The organism is Streptomyces sp. CBMA156 (assembly GCF_014596515.1).
In the GTDB taxonomy this organism is placed as follows: domain Bacteria; phylum Actinomycetota; class Actinomycetes; order Streptomycetales; family Streptomycetaceae; genus Kitasatospora.
The window spans coordinates 17451-39439 of record NZ_MSJQ01000385.1 but is presented as its reverse complement, the minus strand read 5'-3'; the positions used below and the strand labels follow the sequence as shown (position 1 = coordinate 39439).

Below are 21989 nucleotides of genomic sequence, written 5' to 3'. Positions count from 1 at the left end.
GTCGCGGCACTTCGTTTCGGCGCGGTCAGAACATCCCCTCGTGTACGTGTGCACTACCGAACCACGCTCTCGCCATCGCCTCGGCCTCCTGTCCCAGGGGTGTGGTGAATACCACGGCGAGACGTTTCCTGGCGCGTGAGCAGCAGACATAGAAGAGATTGCGGGTGCGGGTCTCCCGCGCTCTGATGTGGTCGTCGCCCGAGAGCATGCGGTCGACGTTGAACTGATTCCATGCCTGGTCGTCGATGATGACGACGACGTTCTCGAACTCGGCACCCTTGACGCCGTGTTGGGTTGAGAAGGGGGTGAGTTCATCGCGAAACCGGGTGAGGTTGACGACCTGATGGTAAGAAAGGGCGCGAAGGGCGTTTGCGAAGTCGGCGTCCTTCTGCGCGCGTTCGTCGAGGTCGGTGGCCTGAAGTGTCCGCTCGATTGCCCTGACTCTCCCGGAGGGAGTCAGCAACCGGCTGCTGATGACGTAGTCGAGCACATCGCCGACGGTTCCCGTTCCTCGGACGTCGATGAGGCCCTGGAGCGTTCGGGTGGTACGGACCTTGTCGGAGTGCCTGGTGATGGCGAGGTGCTCGCCGTCGAGCAGTGCGGTCAACTGGGCGTAGTTCCGGGACTCGAATGCACTGCTGAGTTCCTCGACGGACTTCAGTAGCTGTGCGTAGGGTTCGGTGCCCTCCAGGAGGTCGTCGCGGCCGGTGGCGTAGCGCTTGGTATAGAGCGCGAGCAGGTCCTGGTAGCCGAGTGCTCCTGCGATGCGGCGATGAGTGAGGACGAGATACTTGGTTCTCTCGGGTGCCCAACCGTAGGAATCGAGCACTGGTGTGAGCACGTCGCGCGGGTCGGCGTCCCCACCGAGCGGTTTTCTCGTGAGGAAGAGGTGCACCTGGCCGTCCGTGTTGCCAGCGTCGTGAACCTGCCGCAACTCGGGGCGGATTCGGTTCAGGACATCGACGATCGGCTCGGCACAGCGGTGGTTGCCGTGCATGGTGAAGCTGACCAGACGTTCATGGGTGACCTTGCCGACTCCGGTGTTGTAGATCTTCTGCATCGAATCGCCGAACAGGCCAATGGTGCACACCGAAGTCCCCGAACCAGCGAAGTGGTCGAGCAGCACCTCGATCGTCCTGGGGAAGGTGTCCTGGTACTCATCGACGAAGATGACCGGAAACCGGTCTGCTGTGATTCGTACGAGTTTGGGCCGGGTGGTGATCAACGTGTAGGCCAAGGCGAGTACTTCGTCATGAGATATCAGCCCGTCGGCATAGCGGCGTCGGCGATCGCTGTACTCTACGACGAGGTTCGCCTTGATCTCGGCCATGTCCTGTGGACGAGCCAGCGTCTGGTTGTGGGCGATCAGTGCGTCCAGGAGTTCGGACTGGTGGTCCTGGATGGCCATCCACAGGAACTCGTGGATGGTGCCGACGTACACGAGGGGGTCGTCCCCGATGCGCTCGCGGATTTCTTCCTTGGCCACGTTGGTGTACGTGATGCAGGCGATGCGCTTCCCCGCGCGTTCGAGCTCGTCCCGGCGGGTGCGGAGCAGGTAGAGCAGGGAATGGACCAGTGCCGTGGTCTTCCCGGCCCCCGCGCCGGCCTCAACGAGGAAGTCGCGCCGGGCGTCCAGAACCTGCTGAATTCGAGTGAGAACTGTCAGCTCAGCCATTCGAGCCCCTCGCGGATGTAACGCGGGACGGTCCAGCCGTCCATGAGCAGGATGTCGAAGGCAAAGTCGGTTTTGGTGTCGGAGAGCCGTTCGGCGATCTCGTAGGCGTTGGACGTGATGTCATCGGACGAAGGTGCCGGTCCCGCGACGGCGGTGAAGGCGCCCTTGAGGACCAACATGTCGAGGTTCCGTGCGAACAGTCCTGCGTTGGCGACGATGAACGCGTCCTCGAAGCTGCGACCGCACGGTACGGCGTCGTGTTCGGGTACCTCGTACGCAACCCGCACACGGCCTGTGCTCTTGTCCTCTTCAGGCAGGTCGAGAAGGGTCTTGATCTCCTTTTTCCGAGGGAGCCAAGACTTCAGTGTGTGGTTGGACGTGACGGCGTTCCCGGTGTCCGGAGAACAGCGCCCGTTTTTCGCTGTCGGGTCCACCGAGTCGAGGTCGGTGATGATGAGGGTTGGGACGTTGATGAACTCCAGGAGTTCTTTGAAGCGGTGAGCGAAGGCTCCGCCGATTTCGATGACGGAGATGTACTGGCTCTCCAGCTTCGGTGCGCATTTGCTGATCATGGGACGCAGCAGGAGCCGCTCGACGGTGCCCTCGATGAGGATGACCTTGTCGGCGAAGAACATGTCGCAGCGATGCAACTGCATGTACTGCGTCAGGAACCGCATGGTCATGGCGCCCTGGGAGCCGGTCTTCTTCGTGTTCGCCTGAAACGTGGACAGGTCCTTGACCACGATGTCCGGGCCGTTGGAGTCGAAGTAGCGTACGGCGCTGAAGCCACTGTTGGCCACAATGTGGGACGAGTGGGTGGTGATGAACGACTGGACCGACGAGTTCCCGGCCTCCAGGAAGCGCTTGATGCTGTTGATGAAGACCTCTTGCATCTGAGGGTGCAGATGGGCTTCAGGCTCCTCGATGAAGAGCAGGGGCAGCGCGGGGCGTGGTTTGCTGCGCTGGCAGGTCAGGATGAAGTCCGTGACCTGCATGAGAGTGAAGATCAGCCTGCTGTATCCGAGGCCGTTGTGACCTTCCGGCAGGTGGTGGGTGCCGTCCGGCGACGGGTACTGGATCCGGGTGCTGCCGCGCAGGATCGCTCCGGGCTCGATCTGGGTGACGATGCGCGGTACCTGGAGCGGATCGATGGAGCCGACGCCGAAGACCTGCAAGGTGCCGAGGAAGGGCGTGAAGAGATCTCCGTAGGCCTTGTCGATGGACTCCGACGCGACGGAGAGCGCGGTGTCGATGCTCTCGATGTTCTGGTCGCGTTGGTCCTCTCCGCTGTTGGCCTTATAGAAGGCCTCGAAGGTCTTCGAGAGGGTCCGCGTCTTGTCAGCCGGGGTGTCGTCGAACTTCGTCTGCGCCTGGATGGTCCGCACGGTGATGATGCGACGGGCAGTCGTGCTGCTGATCTCCCGCCTTACGGAGGGGGCGTTCGCGGAGACGGCCCAGTAGGTGGTGCCGAAGAAGGAGGAGAAGTTCTTGCGCAGATACTTCTGCCAGGAGAAGGCCTGCTTCTGCCTCGCCGTCGTCTCCTTGATGTGGGCGAGGAACTCGTCCGGTCGCTTCACGGCGTGGACGGCCTCGAGGTTGGCGTCGAAACAGCGCTCGTCCAGGTCGAGGATGATCTCGGACAGGAGCGCGAGGTCGTCTTCGACGGTGTAGGAGATCCTCGCCAGGAGGCGGATTTCCGGCAAGAGCCCGCGCGCTTCGTCAAGGAGTTGTTTGCGGAGTTCGGGATCCTCGGCTGGTGTCTTCTGAGCTTCGACGTAGCGGCCGAAGGCCTTCTGGATCTGTGCGATCCGGCTCGTGTGCAGGTCCTCCGGTACGAAGCGGGTCTCGTCGGTCCCGTAGAACCTGTCGAAGAGGCTGGCGAAGGAGGTCTTGCCGCTGTTGTTCCTGCCCACGATCAGGGTGGCATTGTCCTCGACCCGAACGGTGATGTGCTTCAGCGCTCGGAAGTTGGTCACCTGGACCTGCGTCAGCCGCACTGTGCCTCCTGATATGCCTGCGCCCCGCCACGCAGACGTCATGCGCCATGTGTGACGAACGGGGCATGTCGCAGTATCGGGTCCTTGTGAGGTGCCCGAGTCGTGTTTGTGCAGAATAGATGATGACAGTGCGCGACGAGTGGCCCTTCCGGCCCGCACAGTCGCAACAGTTGGCGGTCGTCGGTCAACTGTTCGCTGAAACCCGGTCGATGGCGGTGAGGACCTTGGCCGTGCCGTCCTCGGTGGCCAGGGCGGCGGCGACGGCCTGGGCACGGGCGCGGTGGCGCGGGTCGTCGAGGGTGAGGCGGAGGGCGGCGGCGAGGCGGGAGGGGGTGAGGGCGCGCAGCGGGACGGGGCCGGGGGAGACGCCGAGCATGGTCAGGCGGGTGGCCCAGAACGGTGCGTCGAGTTGCGCCGGTACGGGGACGGTGGGGGTTCCCGAGCGGAGGACGGCGGCCGTGGTGCCGGCGCCCGCGTGGTGGACCACGGCGGCCGTGCGGGGGAAGAGCCAGTCGTGCGGGGTGTCGCCGATGGTCAGGACGGAGTCCGAGTCCTCGGCGGCCAGTCCGCTCCAGCCGGACTGGAGGAGGAGGCGCACCCGAGCGGCACGGGCGGCGGCGAGGACGGTCGCGGTGAGCCGCTCGGGCTCAGGGACGACCAGGCTGCCGAAGCCGACGAAGACCGGTGGCGGCCCGGCGGCGAGGAAGTCGAGCAGCCGGGCCGGGGGCTGCCAGTCCGGTGGTCCGGCCGGCCACCAGTAGCCCGCGACGTCCAGCCGGGGATGCCAGTCGGCGGGGCGGGGCACCACCAGCGGTGAGAAGCCGTGCAGGACGGGGTGGTTGCGCCGGGCCGCGGCGATGCCGTGCGGCGGCAGGCCGAGCCGCCGGCGCAGCCCGCGGACCGCCGGGACGAACAGCCGGTCGGTCGCGGCCTGGACGACGTGCCCCGCCAGCAGGTTGCCGGACCGGCCGAGCGACCGGGTGCCGGTGACGGCCGGCGCGAACTCCCGGGTGGGCGCGAGCGGTTGGAGGTACAGCCCGATGCTGGGGATGCCCGCCGCCTCGGCGGCGACCTGGCCGAGCGCGCTGGTGGTGCTGGTGGTCAGCAGCAGGTCGGTGCCGAGCGCGGTGGCGTCGGCGATGCCGTCGCCGAGCGCGGGCATGAACCGCCTGCCGAGGCGGAGTAGTTGCAGGACGGCGCCCGGTCCGGCGCCGGCCCGCAGCAGGCGCCGCCCCTCGGCGGAGGCGAGTTCGGCGCGCGGGTCGACCGGCAGGGGGCGGAACTCCAGTCCGGCGGCCCGCACCGGCTCCGCGAAGGTGTCGTGGGTGGCGACGGCCACCTGATGGCCGGCCGCCCGCAGACGGACGCCGAGCCCGGTGAAGGGGGCCACGTCGCCCCGGGAGCCGGCGGTGGCGATCAGGATGCGCATGGCCGCAGTATTTCGGCGCCTACGGTTCGCGGGAAGGACGCCACGCGTGGGCGGGCCGTCCGGGGGCCGGATTCGAACGCCGTTGCGCGGGTGACGGAACCGGGTTCGCCCGGGGTGGCGTCCTGGTGGGCAGAGCGGACGGGGCGGGGCCCGTCGCGCCGTGGACTGGAGGGGATGACGGATGGGCATCGTCGCATGGATCGTGCTGGGCCTGCTGTCGGGTGCGCTGGCCAAGTTGCTGCTGCCGGGGAAGGACCCGGGCGGCCTGATCGTGACCACGCTGATCGGTATCGCCGGGTCCTTCGTCGGCGGCTGGATCGCGTCGCACTTCATGCACCGCTCGGTCACCGGGCACTTCTTCGACCTGGCGACCTGGGTGTCGGCGATCGGCGGAGCCCTGGTGCTGCTGATCGTCTACCGGTTGCTGTTCGGCAACTCGCGCCGCTGACCGCCGGGTCCGGCAGCGCCCGCCCGCGTTCGCCCGCTTCCGCCGACGGGGTCCCCGCCGCCCGGAGCGGCGGGGCCTGGCGGCCGGTTGGCGCCGCTCCTTCCGGGCATCGGAACGATGCGAGGTCCTCGTACGTCCTTCCGGTCGGACCTGGGGGCCGGACGGGGTCGTCACACCCATGACGCAAGGGGCGGCAGATGAGCTGGATGGCGTGGATCGTGCTGGGCCTGGTGTCGGGCACCCTGGCCAGAATGGCGATGTCGAGGGGTGAGCGCGGTCTGATCAGCAGCACACTGATCGGCATCACCGGCTCCTACATCGGCACCTGGATCGTCTCGCACTGGATGCACGGGACGGTGAAGGTGAGCTTCCTCGACGTCACGACCTGGGTGTCGGCCATCGGCGGCGCGCTGGTCCTGGTGTTCGCCTACCGGGTGCTCCGCTTCGTCTTCCGGCGCTGACCGCCCGGCTCACCAGGACGCCCCCGGGCTGCCGCCGGCACCGGCACCGGCAGTTGGTGGCCTACGACACCTCGGCGACCCGGTCCGGGAGTTCCTCGCGCGCGGCGATCCACTCGGGCGGTACCCGGGCGAGCCCGGTCCGGGCGGCGACCACGCCGGCGGCGATGGCGCAGGTGGTGTCCATGTCGCCCCAGCCCTCCAGGGTGTGCCAGACGGCCTCGGGCAGCGAGTGCAGGTGACCGGCCGCGGACCAGAGGGCGAACGGCACGGTGTCCGGGGCGGAGATCAGCGCCCCCGAACCGAGCACGTTGGCGGCCTGCCGGACACTGGTGTGGCCGGGCAGCCGTGCGGCGATCCGCAGCCCGGAGCGGACATCGCTGTCCGGCAGCCGTCCGGCGACCTCGGTCAGCAACTCGGCCCGGCCGGGCGGGTCCCCGCCCCGGCTGCGGACGGCCAGGGCCGCCGCGAGCGCGACCGCCACTGCGCCGGCGACCGCCTCCGGGTGGAAGTGCGTGGTGAGCGCCTGGAGTTCGGCCTGCCGGGCCACCGCGTCGAGGTCATCGGCGAACCAGGCCCCCAGCGGGGCCACCCGCATCGCGGCGCCGTTCCCGTACGAACCCTGGCCCTCGAACTGGCCCGCGGTGATGGCGCGCCAGTCCCCGCCGGCGCCGATCCCGCGCAGCACCCGGTGCATCGAAGGGCCGTACTTGCGCCCGTACTCGCGGGTGTACTCGGCGGCGAACTCCCCGGCGAGCACATCCGGTCGGACCTCGCCCGCGTCGATCAGGTGGCGGACCAGCACGAGTGCCATCGCGGTGTCGTCGGTCCAGTGCCAGGGCGCGGGCCGGACCAGGCGGGCGGCCAGCGCGGCGGGCGCCTCGTCCACCGGGACCGAGAACCATCGGTCGCCGAAGGCATCGCCGAGGGCGAGCCCCTCCAGGCTGTCCAGGACCGGTCCGGCCGCACGCATGTCATCCTCCAGGTGAGATCAACTGTGCGCGGCAGTCTGCCGGACGGGCGAGGCGTCGGCGAGTGGATTTCCCCGCTCGCCGACGCCCGATCACCGGCGGTCCGTCACTTCGCCCTCAGGCCGCCGAGGACGAGCTTCCAGACGGCCTCGAACCGGTCGTCGACGCCGGGGGCGGACCAGGTGGACGCGTAGGCCGGGTCGTGGAAGGGGCCGGTGGCGTCGAAGACGGCGCGGGCGGTGTTCCGGATGTGGGCGAGCTTGAACTCCCCGTCCTCCGTGCCCTCCTCGAAGATCTGCGCGATCTGGCCGACCAGGGTGTCGACGTGGGCGTCCACCAGGCCGCTGTTCTCCTCGACCAGCACCATGTAGGTGGCGAACAGCTCCGGGTCGTCCAGTGCCTTCTTCCGCTTCGCCGTGAACAGCGTGGTCAGCCAGCGGTGCAGCCGCCCGGAGGCCGGTCCGCCCTCGTTGGAGATGGTCGCCAGCTCGTGGTGCGCCTGGTCGAGCCAGCGCCGGGTGACCGCCTCGCGCAGCGCGGCCTTGCTCGGGTAGTGACGGTAGACGCTGCTGTGGCTGACGCCGAGGGTGCGGGCGACGTCCACGACGGTGGCCTTGGCCGGGCCGAACCGCCGGAGGACGTCCTCCGCCGCGATCAGGATCTGCTCGGCGGTGAGTGTGCTGTCCGTGGTCACGGGGAGGTCCGTTCTTGGGGGCGTCGGTCGGTCGTGGGGCGACGGCGGTTGGTAGGTGCGGTGCCTTGAGCGAGGTGAGGGTGGCCCGGGTCTCACTATGGCACGACAGCGAACAGATTTCAAAATCTGTTCGCTGTCGTCTGTTATCTGAAAGTTGAAATCTGTCGATTGTCATTTGTCACTTGTTCGGACGGGCTCCCCTCCTGTCGGGGCTCGGCTCCCGGCGCCGGGAGGTCAGTCGGCGACGCGGCTGCGGTTCTCGTACGCGAGGTCGGTGTACTCGGGGTGGCGGAGCATCCAGCCCTTGATGAAGGGGCAGGTGGCCAGTACGGACAGGCCTCGGGTACGGGCGTCGTCCAGCGCGGCGCGGGCCAGCGCGCTGCCGATGCCCCGGCCTTCGAAAGCGGGCTCGACCACGGTGTGCGGATAGACCACCAGTCGGTCGCTGCGCAGGTACTCGGCGAAGCCCGCCGGTTCGCCGTCCTCCCAGGCCTCGAAGCGGTTCCGGGCTTCCACGTCACGTACCGAGAGGGTCATCGGGGCTCCTCGCTGCCGGAGATGTCGGAGCCGGGCCCGGCCCCGGTCCATCATCGAGCGGCCGGGGGCGCCCCGCCCGCAGGTCCGGCCGTCGTGGCCTTCGTGTCCGTCGCCTCGCTCGTGTCGCTCGTCTCGCTGGTCTCGGACGTCTTGCTCGTCTCCGTGGTGTCCGGCGCCCTCGTCGTGGCCGTCGCCTCGACGGCCGGGCCACCACCCGGCGCCCAGTCCTCGCGCCCGCCCGGCGCGCGCAGCAAGTAGGCGCGGGCGGGCGGCAGGTTGCGCCACACCGTGCGCTCGCCCAGGCCGTACGTCGTCTCGAACCGTCGCAGCAGCCGCACCACCGCGCGGTGGCGGGCACCCCGACGAGGGCCCGAGAAGAGGGTGCGCGCCGTCGTCGTGCCGAGGTACCCGAAGTACGTCAGCTCGCCGCCGGGCTTCAGCAGTCGCAGATAGCGGTCGAGGATGTCGCGGACCTGCGCGGGTCCGAAGTTGGTGAACGGCAGCCCCGACACGATCACGTCGTACCGCTCCGCGCGGCCTTCCGGCCGGGCCCCTTCCGGCGCCGACACGCGGCACTCCGGCAGCTCCTCGATCCGGCAGGCCGACAGCCGCAGCCCGATCCCCGGCCGGCGGGCGGCCAGCACCGGGTCCTCCCGAAGGCGGTCGGCGAACCGCGCGTTCGCCTCGACGACGTGCAACCGGTCGCCCGGACGCAGCACCTGGGCCAGCCGGCGGGTCACCACTCCCGTTCCGGCGCCGACCTCCAGCACCGAGATCGGACGGTTCGGGCGGCTGGTGACCGGCACCACCAGCGCGTTCACCAGCTCCGGGCCGCTCGGGGCCAGCGCGCCGGTGTCGTGGAAGGTGCGCAGGGCCTCGGCGAGGAACAGCAGGTGGTCCCCACCGGCGGGCGAACTGTACCGGGGTGCAGGGTAGTCGGGGTGGTCGTCGAGCTGTCCGTTCGTCATATCGTCGACGCTAGGCAGGGCGGAACCGCCGCGAATCGGCCGGTCAGCGACGCTGACCCCCGACGAAAGTCGAGGGTGCGGTTACCCGGAAGACAGAGGCGTCCGGCGGCCGAACGCCCCTAGCATCGAGCCCGAAGGAATGAACGACAGGCGTCCGGACGGCTCGGATGGCCCGACACGCACGGAACGCCCGGCATGGTCGGAAGGCCTTCGGGATGCGGAGAGGAGGAGTGCCATGCGCAGGAGTCTGCTCGGCTGGTACGGGCCGGACCACCGGGCCCGGACGGACACCTTACTGCTGCTGGGCCTGCTCGCCCTCACCACCGAGGAGGCGCTCGCCCAGTGGATGACCACCGACGGTCCGCTGCGCCTGCCGCGTACGGTCGTGGCCGCCCTCGCCTCGCTCTCGCTGTTCTTCGTGCGCCGCCACCCGGTGGCCGCGGCCGTGCTGCCGGTGCTGACCGGCGGGCTCTTCAACCGGGCGTTCCCCGGGCTGTTCAGCGTGTTCTACCTCGCCTACCTCGGCCGGACGGGCCCGGCGATGGCGGGCGGCGCGGTCATCGCGGTGGCCAGGGCGACGGGCGCGGACTCGCTGGTCGGCTGGGCCGGTACCACCGGGTCCCAACTCCTGCTCCAGGCCGCTATTCTGGCGGTCGGCCTGTGGCTGCACGGCAGACGCGTGCTGATCCGCACCCTGCACGAGCAGGTCGACGCGCTGCGCCGCGAGCGCGAGCTGCGCGCCGAACAGGCACGATCCGCCGAACGGGCCCGGATCGCACGGGAGATGCACGACGTCCTGGCCCACCGACTCAGCCTCCTGGTGCTGCACGCCGGGGTGCTGCGCGACCAGGCCAGGGCCGGTACCGTCGCCGCCGACCAGGCCAGGCTCACCCACCGCCTCGAACTGCTGCGCACCACCGCCGCCCGCTCGCTCGACGACCTGCGCGACGTCCTGGGGGCCCTGCGGGCCGACCCGCCGGTCCGGCCGGCCGCGGGGGACGAGCCGTCCGTACCCGCCGGGGACGCCCCCGTCCCGGCGCCCGCCCTGCGTGACCTCACCGAACTCGTCGGCGAGGCCACTCAGGCCGGGCAGCAGGTCGAACTCGTCCTCTCCGGGGACCCGGAGGCCGTACCGACCACCCACCGGCTGGCCGTGCACCGGCTGGTCCAGGAGGCGCTGACCAACGCGCGCAAGTACGCCCATGCCGCGCCCGTCACGGTCCGGGTCGGCTACGGGGCGCCGGCGACGACGGTCGAGGTCGGAAACGGTCCGGGCCAGGCACCGCCGGACGGCCCGGGCACCGGCGGCGGGTACGGACTGGTGGGGCTGGCCGAACGGGTCGAAGCCCTCGGCGGCCACCTCGACACGGGTCCGGACGGCAGCGGCGGCTTCCGGCTCTCCGCCCGGTTACCCACGCCGGACCGTCCGCCACTGGCGGTGCCGGACTCGGACCCGGCCCATGGCGACGGTCCGGCCCAGCGGCCGGGGTGGGCCATGCGGAAGTCCGAGCAAGGGACGCGAGGAGCACGGCAGTCGCAGGAAGGGGTGCGAGGGGCGCAAGGGGTGCGACGGGCGGAGCGGCCGAAGCGGAGCGAGCAGCGGGAGCCGCCGAAGCAGTCACAGCGGGAATCGCAGCAGGAGCCGTTGCAGGAGCCGAAGCAGCACCCGGAGGACGCCGCATGATCCGAACGATGGTGGTCGACGATGACGCGCTGGTGCGCCTCGGCCTGGTCGATCTTCTGGCCCAGGACCCGGCGCTCACCGTGGTCGCGGAGGCTGCCGACGGCCTGCAAGCCGTGGAACTCGCCGCGAGCCGCCGGATCGACGTCGCGCTGATGGACATCCGGATGCCCCGGCTCGACGGCATCGCCGCGACCCGGCGGCTGCGTGAACTCCCGGACGGCCCGCGGGTCATCGCGCTCACCACCTTCGACCTGGACGAGTACGTGTACCAGGCGCTCGCGGCCGGGGCGGACGGCTTCCTGCTCAAGGACACCCCGCCGGCGGAGATCGCCCGGGCCGTCCACGTCGTCGCGGGCGGCCAGGGCATGCTGCACCCGGCGGCCGCGCGGCGGCTGATCGACCGCTACCACCGGGTCGGGGCGCCCCGGTCGGTGGCCGCCCGCAACCGGGTCGCCGGGCTCACCCCGAGGGAGACCGACGTGCTGCGTGAACTCGCCGACGGTCTCTCCAACGCCGAGATCGCGGGAGCGCTCGGGATGCGCGAGGGCACCGTCAAGGCGCACGTCAGCCGGATCCTGACCGGGCTCGGCGTCGGCAACCGGGTGCAGGCGGCGCTGCTCGCGCGCGATGCCGGGCTGGTGGGCGACGGCGGCTGAGGAGGGACGGCTGAGGGCGGGCGGAGGACGGGGGTTCGTGCCCGAGGGCGGCAGCCGAAGCATGCCGGGGCTCGCCGGGGCACATCGGGGCACGGTATCGGCCGGTGTTCACACGGGCGTTCCCCGGACGTTCCCGTGGGGTCATGGCGGATGCCGAAGCGGGCTTCCCTGAGCCGCCGCGTGCCCCCGGTTCGTACCGCGTGCTGAGTCGCTGTCACCCATCCGGCGTGGAAATGCAGCGGCTTGGCCGTTTGCGCTGCCGAACTCGGGCGGCGGGTCCATGGTGGAGATGGGCGCGATCCGGCGACCGCGCCCGCGCGCCGATCCAGGCCCGCGCGCCGAGCGCCCGCGTCGATCGCGGGGGCGGGTGCCCGCAGCGGGGCCCGGCACCGGCACGCTGGGAGCAGGGCCACCTCGCAGGAAACCGAACGGTTCTTCTAGGCTCACATCTCGGCTTTCCCTGCGGCGGTCCGGCCACTGCGCCCGCCGCCAGGAAGCCGCCGTCCAACGGGGCTCCGGGCGGACCGGGGCCCCGGATCGAGCGAGGAGGACGCACATGCCAAGCACGCCGCCCAACCGTTCCACCGTACTTGGGCCAGACAGGCCGATCCGGTGGGCCGCCCAGCATCCCGGCCGTCCGGTGCGGTCCGGCCGGGCCTGGTACCCGGGCGGGAGCGGGCGGCCGGTACGGCCGCTGAATACCGGCGGCGGCCGCGGAGGCGAGCGTTGAGTCCCCAGATCGTCGGGTCGCCCGCCGTGCCGGGCGCCGCCACGGAACCCGCCCCGACGCCGGTCACCGTTCCGGCCGCCACCGACGGCGAAGCCCTCGCCGCAGCCGCCAAAGCCGCCCCGGCCACCACAGCCGCCACAACTGTCACAGGCACCACGGCCGCCACAACCGCCGCCGGCGGCACGGCAGCTGCCGCGGCGGCTCCGGGTCCGTCGGCTCAGGTGACCGCGGCCAAGTCCGGTGCCGCGAAAGCCCTCGGGACCAAGGCCGCCGGAGTCACGGCTGCCGGAACCAAAGCGGCTGGAGCCAGGACCGCAGCCGCCACGTCGGCTCTCACGTCCGCCCTCACGAATCCCGCCCTCACCACAGTCGTGGCCGCGAAGACGCCGGTCGCGAAGGCCGTTGTCGCGAAGCCCGCGGCAGACCCGGCGGCCACCGTCGCGGGGGCAGCCGCCACCGTCACCACGGCGCTGCCCGGTGTGCCACAGGCGCTCAGTGCCCGCGCCCGTACCCTCGCCGGAGCGGTCCGGCGCCGTTGCGCCGACCTGGCGCGGATCGAGTCGCCCAGCGGGGACGCTCCCAGACTCGACGCCCTGGCCGAAGAGTTGGCCGCCGGCTTCCGCTCCACCGGCGCCACCGCCCGTCGCGAACCCGGACCGGCTGGGGACCACCTCGTGCTGGAGTGGGAAGGGCGGGACGAGTCCCTGCCGCACCTGCTGATCGTCGGGCATCACGACACGGTCTGGCCGGTCGGCACCCTCACGGACTGGCCGGTGACGGAGCAGGACGGCCGGCTCACCGGCCCCGGCGTGGTCGACATGAAGGGCGGACTGGCCATCCTGGAGGGCGCGTTGGCGCTGCTCGCGGACCTGGGCGAGCGTCCGCACCGGACCGTCCGCCTGGTCGTGGTCTCCGATGAGGAGGTGGGTAGCCCGGACGGGCGGCTCCTGGTCGAGCGCCAGCTGCGGGGCGCGGCAGCGGTGCTCGGGCTCGAACCGCCGCACCCCGACGGCCGGTTGAAGACCGCGCGGCGCGGCAGCACCCGGGTGCGGCTCACCGTGACCGGCCGCGAGGCGCACGCGGGCAATGACGCCCAGGACGGGGTGTCCGCGGTCGACGAGCTGGTGGATCAGCTGGTGCTGGTGCGCGACCTCGCCGGACAGCCCGGCACCGAACTCAACGCCGGTCGGATCAGCGGTGGTTCGCGTGCCAACGTGATCGCCGGTCGGGCCGAGGCCGAGCTGGGCCTGCGGTTCGCCACCGTCGAGGCGCAGCGCCGTACGCTCGACAACCTCGCCCGGCTCACCGCGCTGCGTCCGGGCGCCAGGGTCCGTACGGAGGTGCTGTCCAGCCGTCCGGCCTGGCCCGAGCGGACCGGCAACCCGCTGCTGCGGCACGTGCGCTCACTTGCCGCGGTGCTCGGGCAGCACCTGGACGGCGCCCCGGCGGGCGGGGCGGGGGACACCAACCTGCCGGGCTCGCGCGGACTCCCGACCCTGGACGGCTTCGGTGCGGTGGGTGCCGGGGCCCACGCCCGGCACGAGTACATCCGGCTCGACCAGATCGCTCCCCGGATCGCCCTGCTGGCGGCACTGCTCGCGGTGCCGTTGCCGCGACTGCGCGACCGCGCGGAGGGGTGAGCCGGCGGGGAGCAGGCGGGGGAGCCGCTGACGGCTGACGGGAATCAGCCGGCGGGCGACAGCTGACAGGCAGCAGCAGTCGTAGCGACAGCCAGGCGCCCGCAGGCGGCGGCAGCGAACAGATGACAGCGAACAAATGACAGCGAACAGATAGCAGCCGACAGATAACAGCTGACAGATTCTGAAATCTGTCAGCTGTTATCTGTTTCGCACCTTGCCATCCCTCCACCCCGCCGCGCAGAATGGTACCGACCGAACGGTCAGTCGGTTGGTCGGCATCCATGCGACCGCCGGGCAGGACACGAGAGGGGACCGTGGTGACAGCAGAGGTGGCCGAGGCGCTCCCCGTGCAGACGCCGGAGGAACGGTTCGAGGCGGTCGTCGCCGCCGAGCAGCGGATCGAGCCCAGGGACTGGATGCCCGACGCCTACCGGGCCACCCTGATCCGCCAGATCGCCCAACACGCCCACTCCGAGATCATCGGCATGCAGCCCGAGGGCAACTGGCTGACCCGGGCCCCGTCCCTGCGCCGCAAGGCGATCCTGCTCGCCAAGGCCCAGGACGAGGCCGGTCACGGCCTCTACCTCTACGCCGCGGCCGAGACCCTCGGCGTCGACCGCGCGGAACTGACCGAGAAGCTGATCTCCGGCCGACAGAAGTACTCCTCGATCTTCAACTACCCGACCCTCACCTTCGCCGACGTCGGCGTGATCGGCTGGCTGGTGGACGGTGCCGCGATCTGCAACCAGGTCCCGCTCTGCCGTTGCAGCTACGGCCCGTACGCCCGGGCGATGGTGCGGATCTGCAAGGAGGAGTCCTTCCACCAGCGCCAGGGCTACGAGCTCCTGATGACGCTGATGCGCGGCACCGAGGGCCAGCGCCGGATGGTCCAGGACGCGGTGGACCGCTGGTGGTGGCCGTCGCTGATGATGTTCGGCCCCTCGGACGCGGCCTCGCCGAACACCGCCCGCTCGATGGCCTGGCGGATCAAGCGGCACAGCAACGACGAGCTGCGGCAGCGCTTCGTCGACATGACCGTCCCGCAGGCCGAGCACCTGGGCGTCACCCTCCCGGACCCCGAGCTGCGCTGGAACGAGGAACGCGACGCCTGGGACTTCGGCGAGCCGGACTGGTCCGAGCTGACCAGGGTCATCCAGGGCCAGGGCCCCTGCAACGCCCAGCGGATCGAACGCCGCCGCGCCGCCCACGAGGACGGCGCCTGGGTGCGCGAGGCGGCCGTCGCCTACGCGGCCAAGCGCACCGCCGAACAGGAAGCCCGGCAGGACGCCCGGCACGATCCCCGGCACGATCCCCGGCCCGCCGCCCGGCCCGCCATCGAACAGGAGAACGGAAAGTGACCGAGTCCAAGGCCGGCTGGCCGCTCTACGAGGTGTTCGTGCGCCCCCGGCGCGGACTGAACCACGTCCACGTCGGATCGCTGCACGCCGCCGACGACCGGATGGCCCTGCTCGCCGCCCGTGACCTGTACACCCGTCGCAACGAGGGCGTCAGCCTCTGGGTGGTCCGCTCGGACGCGATCACCGCCTCCACCCCGGACGAGCGCGACCCGTTCTTCGAACCCAGCGGCGACAAGGTCTACCGCCACCCGACGTTCTACGACATCCCCGAGGATGTCCCGCACATCTGACGGGGGAGCCACCGTGCACGACCACACCACGTCCACCAGCGCCACGTCCACCGGCACCGCAGGCACCCGCACCGCAGGCACCCGCACCGCAGGCACCAGCACCTCAGGCACCGGCGCCGACCGGGACGACCACGTCTACCTCAGCCTCGCCGGGGCGACCCCCGGCCCCGAGGGCGAGGGCCGCTGGGCGTACGGGACGGGCTTCGCCGACCCGCTGCTCGGCGTGGACACCGCCCTGCCCGCCGGTCTGGACGGCGCCGACCTCGCCGCCTACTGCCGGATGCTGGGCGACGACGCCCTGATCCTCGCCCAGCGGCTGATCGAGTGGTGCACCCGCGCGCCCGAGCTGGAGGAGGAGGTCGCGCTCGCCAACCTGGGCCTCGACCTGCTCGGCCAGGCCCGCCTGCTGCTCACCCGGGCCGGCCAGGCGGACGGCACCGGCCGCACCGAGGACGACCTGGCGTACTGGCGCGAGGAGCAGGACTTCCGCAACGTCCGCCTGGTCGAGACGCCGAACGGAGACTTCGCGTACTCGATCGCCCGGCTGCTGCTGTTCGCCACCGCGCGCGGCGCCCTGTACGAGGCGCTGAGCGCACATCCCGACCCGGTCGTGGCCGCGGTCGCCGCCCGGGGTGTCAAGGAGCTGGCGTACCACCGGGAGTACGCCACCGCCTGGACGCTGCGCCTCGGCGACGGCACGCCGTACTCCGCCGAGCGGATGCAGGCCGGGCTGGACGCCGTCTGGCCGCTGCTGGAGGAGCTGTTCACGGCGCACCCGGTGGAGCTGCGGGCGGGCGTCGACCCGGGGACGGTGCGTGAACCGGTGCTGCGCTCGCTCACGGCCGTCCTCACCGAGGCCGGGCTGACGGTGCCGGACGTGCCGCCGCTGGCCACCGTCCTCGGCCTGGCCGGCCGGGACGGCGTGCACACCGAGGCGCTCGGCCCGCTGCTCGCCGAGTTCCAGGTGGTGGCCCGAGCCCACCCGGGAGCGACCTGGTGACGGGCGACCGCGCCATGGACTCAACGGGCGCAACGGGCACGGTGGACCCGGTGGACCCGACGACCCGCGAGTCGGCCTGGGCCGTCGCCGCGGCCGTCCCGGATCCGGAGCTGCCCATGCTCACGCTGGCCGACCTGGGCGTCCTGGCGGAGGTGGAGGCGGACGGAGCCCACGGCACGGTGACCGCTTGGCTGACCCCGACCTACTCGGGCTGCCCCGCCGTCGCCGAGATGGCCGCCGACGTGGACCGCAGGCTGCGCGCGGCCGGATACCCGGACGTCCGGGTACGGCTGCGGCTGGACCCGCCGTGGTCCACCGACCTGATCACCCCCGAGGGCCGCCGCAAGCTCGCCGTGGCGGGCATCGCCCCGCCGCGCGCGACCGCCGCCGTGGCCGGACCGGTCGCGCTCCTCCTCGGTCCGACCCACGCCGGAACCGTGCCCGGAGCCGTGCCCGGAGCCGGGACCGGTACTTCGCCCGGCAGGGCGGCCACGGCCACGACCGCGGTCGTGCCCCCCGTACCGTGCCCGCAATGCGGCGGCACCGACACGGAGGAGCTGTCCCGCTTCGGTTCCACCGCCTGCAAGGCGCTCTGTCGCTGCCGGACCTGCCGCGAGCCCTTCGAACGCGTCAAGGAGATCTGAATGCCCGCCGCTTCCGCCGCCGACACCCAGCCGACCGGCATCCGCCCCGCCCGCCGTCCGGCCTTCCACCGGCTGCGGATCGACCGGGTCGAGCGGCTCTGCGAGGACGCCGTCGCGGTGACCTTCGCGGTGCCGGACGGGCTGGCGGAGGAGTACGCCTTCCGCCCCGGGCAGACCCTGACCCTGCGCGAGCTGGTGGACGGCGCCGACGAGCGTCGCTCCTACTCGATCTGTGCCCCGGTCGGCGGACCGCTGCGGATCGCCGTGCGGGAGGTGCCCGGCGGGCTGTTCTCGCGCCGGCTGGTGCGCGAGGCGCGGCCGGGCGACGAGGTGGAGGTGCTGACGCCGTCCGGACTGTTCACCCCCGAACTCGGCGTTCCGGCCGACCACGTGCTGCTCGCGGCCGGCTCCGGCATCACCCCGATGCTGTCCATCGCCGCCTCCGTGCTGGCCGCCGACCGCAGCTCCACCGTCACCCTGCTCTACGGCAACCGGCGCAGCGACACCGTGATGTTCGCGGACGAGCTGGCCGACCTGAAGGACCGCTACCTCGGCCGCTTCCAGCTGGTCCACGTGCTCTCCCGGGAGACCAGGGACGCCGAACTGCTCAGCGGCCGCCTCGACCCCGAGCGGGTGCGGGCGCTGCTGGCGGCACTCGTGGACGTCGGGAGTGTCGGGCACTGGTGGCTGTGCGGCCCGTTCGGGATGGTCGTCGGGGCGAAGGAACTGCTCACCGAGCTGGGCGTGCCCGGCGAGCGGGTGCACCAGGAGCTGTTCCACGCCGAGGACGAGCCGCTCCCGGAACGCGACGAGGACTGGGACCGGACGGACACCTCGTCCGACGGCGCGCCGGGTGCGCAGAGCGAGGTCACCGTCGTCCTCGACGGCCGCGGCAGCACCCTGTGCCTCCCGCGCGACCGCTCGATCCTGGACGGCGCCCAGCGCTCCCGCCCCGATCTGCCGTTCGCCTGCAAGGGCGGGGTCTGCGGCACCTGCCGCGCCCTGGTCACCGAGGGCGAGGTGGAGATGCGCCGGAACTTCGCGCTGGAGGAGAAGGAGCTGGCCGCCGGCTACGTCCTCACCTGCCAGGCCCGCCCGCTCACCGACCGTGTGACCGTCGACTACGACCGCTGAGCCTCAGACGGCGGCGGGCTCCATCGCCGGCTCACCGGGGGCCTGCTCACCGAGCGTCGGCTCGCTGAGTTCCGGTTTCCCGAGCACAGGATCTCCGAGCAGCCTGACCAGGTCGTTGACGGCCGCGCGCCCGGCCCGGTTGGCGCCGACGGTGCTGGCCGACGGGCCGTAGCCGACCAGGTGGACGCGCGGGTCGGCGGTGGCCCGGGTGCCGGTGAGCGCGATGCCGCCGCCGGGGGAGCGAAGCCCGAGCGGCGCGAGGTGCCCGACCTCGGGCCGGAAGCCGGTCGCCCAGACGATCGCGTCCACTGCCAGCTCCTCCTCGCCCCAGGCGACCCCGTGCTCGGTCAGGCGGTCGAACATTGGCCGGCGGTGCAGGGCGCCCAGCTCCTCGGCGCGCCGGTAGGCGACGGACGGGCCGAGCCCGGTCACGCTCACCACGCTGCGCACCGGCAGGCCCTGCCGGACCCGCTCCTCGACCTTCGCGACCACCGCACGCCCGTACTCGGGGGTGAACGGGCCGTCGTGGTAGACGGGTGCGGAGCGGGTGACCCAGACCGTCTCGCCGACCGCCGCCACCTCCGAGAGCACCTGGATCGCCGAGGCGCCGCCGCCCACCACCAGCACCCGCCTGCCCGTGAACTCCTCGGGGCCTCGGTACTCGGCGTAGTGCAGCTGCCGGCCGGCGAAGCGGCCCGGGTAGTGCGGGAGGAAGGGGCGGGTCCAGGTGCCGGTGGCGTTGATCAGCGCGCGGGCGGACCAGGTGCCGCGGTCGGTCTCGACCAGCAGCCGGGAGTCCGGGCGCTCGGTCTCGGCGCGTACGGCTCGCACTGTGACCGGGCGTACGACCGGGAGCGCGTGCCGGGCCTCGTACGCCGCGAAGTACCTCGGAACCACCTCGCGCGCGGGGGCCTCGGGCGCCGGTGGCGGGAATTCGGTGTCCGGGAGGTCGTGGACGCCGTGCACGGTGGCCATCCGCAGGGACGGTGAGCGGTGCGCCCAGGCTCCGCCGGGTGCGGCGTCGGCGTCGAGGACGACGAAGCCGCCGTCGGCCCCCGCCTGATGAGGGGCGAAGCCGCGGCGGCGCAGGTGATAGGCGGCGGACAGACCTGCCTGTCCGGCGCCCACCACCAGGACGTCCACGCGCTGGGGAACGCTGTTCGTTGCACCGTAAACAGTCACGCCCGTGAAACATCGGGGGTTCGGCGGCTGTTCCCGCCGGCGGGCGGTCGGCATGTCCGTCGGTGTTCCCTGTCGGTGTTCCCTGTCGGTGTGCCCTGCCGGTGGGCGTGAACGGGACGCGTGAGACCGGGGCCGTGAACGGGGGTGCGTCAGGTCAGCGGGGAGATCACCGCCGCGGTGCCGTAGGCGCAGACCTCGGTGCCGACGTCGGCCGCCTCCGTCACGTCGAACCGCATCATCAGGACAGCGTTGCCACCGCGGGCCTTGGCCTGCTCGACCAGCCGCTGCATCGCCTCGTTGCGGCTCTCGACCAGGGTCTTCGTCAGACCGCGCAGCTCGCCGCCGATCAGCGACTTCAGACCGGCACCGATCTGGCTGCCGATGTGGCGGCTGCGGACGGTCAGTCCGAAGACCTCGCCGATCACGTGGTCGACCCGGAAACCGGGGATGTCGTTGGTGGTCACGACCAGGACGTCGGCGTTCGGGCCCTGCCCGCCGCCGTACTCGTTGATGTCAGCCATGGGGCCCATCCTGCCGAGTTCCTGCGTCCGAGTGACCGAGGCAGGGCCGGGCGGTGGCCGAGAAGGCTTCCGGAAGCTGGTCCTGACCGGTGATCGGGGGACCGAAAAGCCGTACCGTTAGCCCCATGGGCGAGCGAAGCGATCATCCACAGGGGCCGGGCGCGGCGGAGGAATCCGGTGCGCAGGAGATCGAGGCGACGGTGGTGCTGGGCCTGCGGATCACCGACTGGCCGGCCCTGCGCGCGGCCGCGATCAGGGTCGTCGAGGAACTGGACTTCCACGGCATCGACACGGCCGGCCAACGCCGCGAACTGCTGCGCGAGGTCTCCGAGGACGCGAACGCGGCGCTCGGCGCGCTGCTGCATCCGGACCGGCTGCTGGCCGCCATCCCCGGCGTCGAGGCGGTCGGCGGAACGCTGGAGATCAGCGTCACCGAGGACTTCTCACCGGACTTCGCCGAACTGTTCCCGCTGGAGGGCGACGAGGAGGAAGGCGGCGCGGGCGCGGACTGGACGCTCACCCCGCGTACCGCCTGTCTGCTCCACACCCAGCTGATCGGCCTGGCCGACGCCGCCTACGACGACTTCGACGAGCACGGGGACGAGGCGGTCGCCGACGGCGACGACACGGACTGGACGGTCTTCGCCCGGCTGCCCGAGCGCACCTGGCGGATGCACCGGAACTGGCGCCGCGCGATGGCCAGGGCCTTCGACGACCTCGCCGACGACCTCGCGCTCGGCGAGTGGCCGCTGCCGCGCTGCCTGGCCGAGGAGATCGCGCTGCGGATGGCCCTGGTGGACGCCCGGACACTGCTCGGTGCGCAGCCCGAGTCGGTGGCGGACATGATGGGCGACCTCCCGGCCGACCTCTACGACTACGACTGGGACGGCTGCCACGACGAGCTGTTCGGGGTTTACGGGCCGGACGACGGGGATCCGGAGCTGGCGGCGGAGCAGCGTACGGAGGTGCTGCTGGCGGCGACCCACCCGGAGGGCTGGTTCCTGATGTACGAGGACGCGGAGGAACGGGACCCGCAGCGCGGCTACCGGCGCTGACCGGGGGCGGCGGACGGCCCGGCAGCTGCCGCGGTGAACGCCGGGGCGGGGTTTCGAGCGGAACGCCGGGGTGACCGCCGTGGTGAACGGGGCGGGCCGAGTCGGCCGGGACGGGGCTGGCATGCTGGACGGGTGACTTCTCCTTCCGCTGCCCCGACCTCCACTGCCCCGACCTCCGCTTCCGTGACCCCTACCGCTGTGGCCGACCCCGGCGACGCTTCGGAGCCCGAGGGCCGCGACGCCCTGCCGCAGTATGTGCTGCCGTTGGTCGTCCGGCTGGAGCGGGCCACTCCGCCGGGTCGGACGGACGCGCTGGAGACCTCGGCCCGCGCGGTGCTCACCTTGCTGGCCGACCCGCGGGTGACCGAGGCGGACGGCGAGTGGGCGGAGCGGGTGGCGGCCTGGGAGGACGCCCGGATCCGCAAGGTGGTCCGCCGGGCCAGGGGCGGGGAGTGGCGCCGGGCGGGGGAGCTGCCGGGTGTCACGGTGCGCGGACGGGAGGCGGAGGTGCGAGTGTTCCCGCCGATCCCGCTGGACGGCTGGCCGAAGGACCTCGCCAAGCTCCAGGTGTCCGGGACGGACCTGGAGGAGACGGCTGAGGTCGACGCACCCGAGCCGGGGCTGCCGGTGTTGTGGCTCAACCCGGAGCTGGAGATGAGCGCGGGCAAGACGATGGCGCAGACCGGGCACGCCGCCCAGCTCGCCTGGTGGCGGCTGGACGAGGCGCGGCGCAAGGAGTGGGCCGAGGCCGGCTTCGCGCTCGCGGTCCGGACGGCCGCCCCGGAGGCGTGGGAGGAGCTCGTCCGCAGCGGGCTGCCGGTGGTTCAGGACGCGGGCTTCACCGAGATCGCGCCCGGCAGTTGCACGGTGATCGCGGAGCACCCGGCGCTGCGGTGACGGCCGGCTGGCGGGTGGCCG

21 protein-coding genes are annotated in these 21989 nt (G+C 71.9%); 12 read left to right on the top strand and 9 right to left on the bottom strand.

The window, feature by feature from the left end:
* Positions 1-25 precede the first annotated feature (25 nt).
* From BU198_RS33945 to BU198_RS33935, 3 genes are all read right to left on the bottom strand, one after another.
* Positions 26-1675, bottom strand: a complete 1650-nt coding sequence (locus BU198_RS33945) for a UvrD-helicase domain-containing protein (protein WP_188300688.1) — start codon at positions 1673-1675, stop codon at positions 26-28.
* Positions 1663-3672 (bottom strand): AAA family ATPase, encoded by a 2010-nt coding sequence (locus BU198_RS33940; RefSeq protein ID WP_188300687.1) that lies wholly within the window; start codon positions 3670-3672, stop codon positions 1663-1665. The genes BU198_RS33945 and BU198_RS33940 overlap by 13 nt, the downstream gene beginning before the upstream one ends.
* Before the next feature lie 184 nt (positions 3673-3856).
* Entirely contained in the window at positions 3857-5101 is a 1245-nt protein-coding gene (locus tag BU198_RS33935; RefSeq protein ID WP_188300686.1) for a glycosyltransferase, read from the bottom strand.
* 181 nt (positions 5102-5282) lie between these two features.
* Here BU198_RS33935 and BU198_RS33930 point away from each other — a divergent pair, with 181 nt between their 5' ends.
* A complete protein-coding gene (locus BU198_RS33930; protein WP_188300685.1) occupies positions 5283-5549 on the top strand; it encodes a GlsB/YeaQ/YmgE family stress response membrane protein in 267 nt (88 codons plus the stop codon).
* Between the two features lie 197 nt (positions 5550-5746).
* Entirely contained in the window at positions 5747-6010 is a 264-nt protein-coding gene (locus BU198_RS33925; RefSeq protein ID WP_188300684.1) for a GlsB/YeaQ/YmgE family stress response membrane protein, read from the top strand.
* Positions 6011-6071: 61 nt separating this feature from the next.
* On the opposite strand, the gene BU198_RS33920 is transcribed toward BU198_RS33925, so the two are convergent.
* From BU198_RS33920 to BU198_RS33905, 4 genes are all read right to left on the bottom strand, one after another.
* The gene (locus BU198_RS33920; RefSeq protein ID WP_188300683.1) at positions 6072-6980 is read right to left on the bottom strand and encodes an ADP-ribosylglycohydrolase family protein; all 909 of its coding nucleotides are present in this window, start codon (positions 6978-6980) and stop codon (positions 6072-6074) included.
* A gap of 104 nt (positions 6981-7084) precedes the next feature.
* The gene (locus BU198_RS33915; protein ID WP_188300682.1) at positions 7085-7672 is read right to left on the bottom strand and encodes a TetR family transcriptional regulator; all 588 of its coding nucleotides are present in this window, start codon (positions 7670-7672) and stop codon (positions 7085-7087) included.
* 234 nt (positions 7673-7906) lie between these two features.
* Complete coding sequence (locus BU198_RS33910) at positions 7907-8209, bottom strand: GNAT family N-acetyltransferase (RefSeq protein WP_188300681.1); 303 nt, start codon at positions 8207-8209, stop codon at positions 7907-7909.
* 50 nt (positions 8210-8259) lie between these two features.
* Positions 8260-9177: a class I SAM-dependent methyltransferase gene (locus tag BU198_RS33905; protein WP_188300680.1), complete on the bottom strand. Its 918-nt coding sequence runs from the start codon at positions 9175-9177 to the stop codon at positions 8260-8262.
* 235 nt (positions 9178-9412) lie between these two features.
* Here BU198_RS33905 and BU198_RS33900 point away from each other — a divergent pair, with 235 nt between their 5' ends.
* The 8 genes from BU198_RS33900 to paaE all read left to right on the top strand — a co-directional run bounded on the left by BU198_RS33900 (position 9413) and on the right by paaE (position 18313).
* Positions 9413-10861, top strand: a complete 1449-nt coding sequence (locus BU198_RS33900) for a sensor histidine kinase (protein WP_188300679.1) — start codon at positions 9413-9415, stop codon at positions 10859-10861.
* Positions 10858-11517: a response regulator gene (locus BU198_RS33895; protein ID WP_188300678.1), complete on the top strand. Its 660-nt coding sequence runs from the start codon at positions 10858-10860 to the stop codon at positions 11515-11517. The genes BU198_RS33900 and BU198_RS33895 overlap by 4 nt, the downstream gene beginning before the upstream one ends.
* Before the next feature lie 1101 nt (positions 11518-12618).
* On the top strand, positions 12619-13887 hold the full coding sequence (locus BU198_RS33890) for a M20 family metallopeptidase (RefSeq protein WP_317620441.1): 1269 nt from the start codon (positions 12619-12621) through the stop codon (positions 13885-13887).
* A 281-nt stretch (positions 13888-14168) separates the two neighbouring features.
* Positions 14169-15245, top strand: coding sequence for a 1,2-phenylacetyl-CoA epoxidase subunit PaaA (gene paaA, locus BU198_RS33885; protein WP_188300677.1), 1077 nt, complete (start codon positions 14169-14171; stop codon positions 15243-15245).
* Positions 15242-15535, top strand: coding sequence for a 1,2-phenylacetyl-CoA epoxidase subunit PaaB (paaB, locus tag BU198_RS33880; RefSeq protein WP_030056311.1), 294 nt, complete (start codon positions 15242-15244; stop codon positions 15533-15535). Before paaA ends, paaB begins: the two co-directional genes overlap by 4 nt.
* Before the next feature lie 13 nt (positions 15536-15548).
* Positions 15549-16535 carry a 1,2-phenylacetyl-CoA epoxidase subunit PaaC gene (gene paaC / locus BU198_RS33875; RefSeq protein ID WP_188300676.1) on the top strand — a complete coding sequence of 329 codons (987 nt, stop codon included), beginning with the start codon at positions 15549-15551 and terminating at the stop codon, positions 16533-16535.
* A 50-nt stretch (positions 16536-16585) separates the two neighbouring features.
* Positions 16586-17179 carry a 1,2-phenylacetyl-CoA epoxidase subunit PaaD gene (paaD, locus tag BU198_RS33870; protein ID WP_317620440.1) on the top strand — a complete coding sequence of 198 codons (594 nt, stop codon included), beginning with the start codon at positions 16586-16588 and terminating at the stop codon, positions 17177-17179.
* On the top strand, positions 17180-18313 hold the full coding sequence (gene paaE / locus BU198_RS33865; RefSeq protein ID WP_188300675.1) for a 1,2-phenylacetyl-CoA epoxidase subunit PaaE: 1134 nt from the start codon (positions 17180-17182) through the stop codon (positions 18311-18313).
* 3 nt (positions 18314-18316) lie between these two features.
* Here the strand turns inward: paaE and BU198_RS33860 are convergent, their stop codons facing one another.
* Both BU198_RS33860 and BU198_RS33855 read right to left on the bottom strand, forming a co-directional pair.
* Positions 18317-19456: an NAD(P)-binding domain-containing protein gene (locus tag BU198_RS33860; RefSeq protein WP_317620439.1), complete on the bottom strand. Its 1140-nt coding sequence runs from the start codon at positions 19454-19456 to the stop codon at positions 18317-18319.
* A gap of 188 nt (positions 19457-19644) precedes the next feature.
* Positions 19645-20016 (bottom strand): YbjQ family protein, encoded by a 372-nt coding sequence (locus BU198_RS33855; protein ID WP_188300673.1) that lies wholly within the window; start codon positions 20014-20016, stop codon positions 19645-19647.
* A gap of 125 nt (positions 20017-20141) precedes the next feature.
* On the opposite strand from BU198_RS33855, the gene BU198_RS33850 reads away from it, so the two are divergent.
* On the top strand, positions 20142-21071 hold the full coding sequence (locus BU198_RS33850; protein WP_188300672.1) for a hypothetical protein: 930 nt from the start codon (positions 20142-20144) through the stop codon (positions 21069-21071).
* 183 nt (positions 21072-21254) lie between these two features.
* On the top strand, positions 21255-21968 hold the full coding sequence (locus BU198_RS33845) for an aminoacyl-tRNA hydrolase (RefSeq protein ID WP_188300671.1): 714 nt from the start codon (positions 21255-21257) through the stop codon (positions 21966-21968).
* The last annotated feature ends 21 nt before the right edge of the window (positions 21969-21989 follow it).

Excerpts from the sequence above, each read along its gene's own strand:
- BU198_RS33945 (WP_188300688.1), bottom strand. The coding sequence starts at position 1,675 with ATGGCTGAGCTGACAGTTCTCACTCGAATTCAGCAGGTTCTGGACGCC.
- BU198_RS33935 (WP_188300686.1), bottom strand. The coding sequence starts at position 5,101 with ATGCGCATCCTGATCGCCACCGCCGGCTCCCGGGGCGACGTGGCCCCC.
- BU198_RS33930 (WP_188300685.1), top strand. The coding sequence starts at position 5,283 with ATGGGCATCGTCGCATGGATCGTGCTGGGCCTGCTGTCGGGTGCGCTG.
- BU198_RS33925 (WP_188300684.1), top strand. The coding sequence starts at position 5,747 with ATGAGCTGGATGGCGTGGATCGTGCTGGGCCTGGTGTCGGGCACCCTG.
- BU198_RS33920 (WP_188300683.1), bottom strand. The coding sequence starts at position 6,980 with ATGCGTGCGGCCGGACCGGTCCTGGACAGCCTGGAGGGGCTCGCCCTC.
- BU198_RS33910 (WP_188300681.1), bottom strand. The coding sequence starts at position 8,209 with ATGACCCTCTCGGTACGTGACGTGGAAGCCCGGAACCGCTTCGAGGCC.
- BU198_RS33905 (WP_188300680.1), bottom strand. The coding sequence starts at position 9,177 with ATGACGAACGGACAGCTCGACGACCACCCCGACTACCCTGCACCCCGG.
- BU198_RS33900 (WP_188300679.1), top strand. The coding sequence starts at position 9,413 with ATGCGCAGGAGTCTGCTCGGCTGGTACGGGCCGGACCACCGGGCCCGG.
- BU198_RS33895 (WP_188300678.1), top strand. The coding sequence starts at position 10,858 with ATGATCCGAACGATGGTGGTCGACGATGACGCGCTGGTGCGCCTCGGC.
- paaA (WP_188300677.1), top strand. The coding sequence starts at position 14,169 with ATGCGACCGCCGGGCAGGACACGAGAGGGGACCGTGGTGACAGCAGAG.
- paaE (WP_188300675.1), top strand. The coding sequence starts at position 17,180 with ATGCCCGCCGCTTCCGCCGCCGACACCCAGCCGACCGGCATCCGCCCC.
- BU198_RS33855 (WP_188300673.1), bottom strand. The coding sequence starts at position 20,016 with ATGGCTGACATCAACGAGTACGGCGGCGGGCAGGGCCCGAACGCCGAC.
- BU198_RS33850 (WP_188300672.1), top strand. The coding sequence starts at position 20,142 with ATGGGCGAGCGAAGCGATCATCCACAGGGGCCGGGCGCGGCGGAGGAA.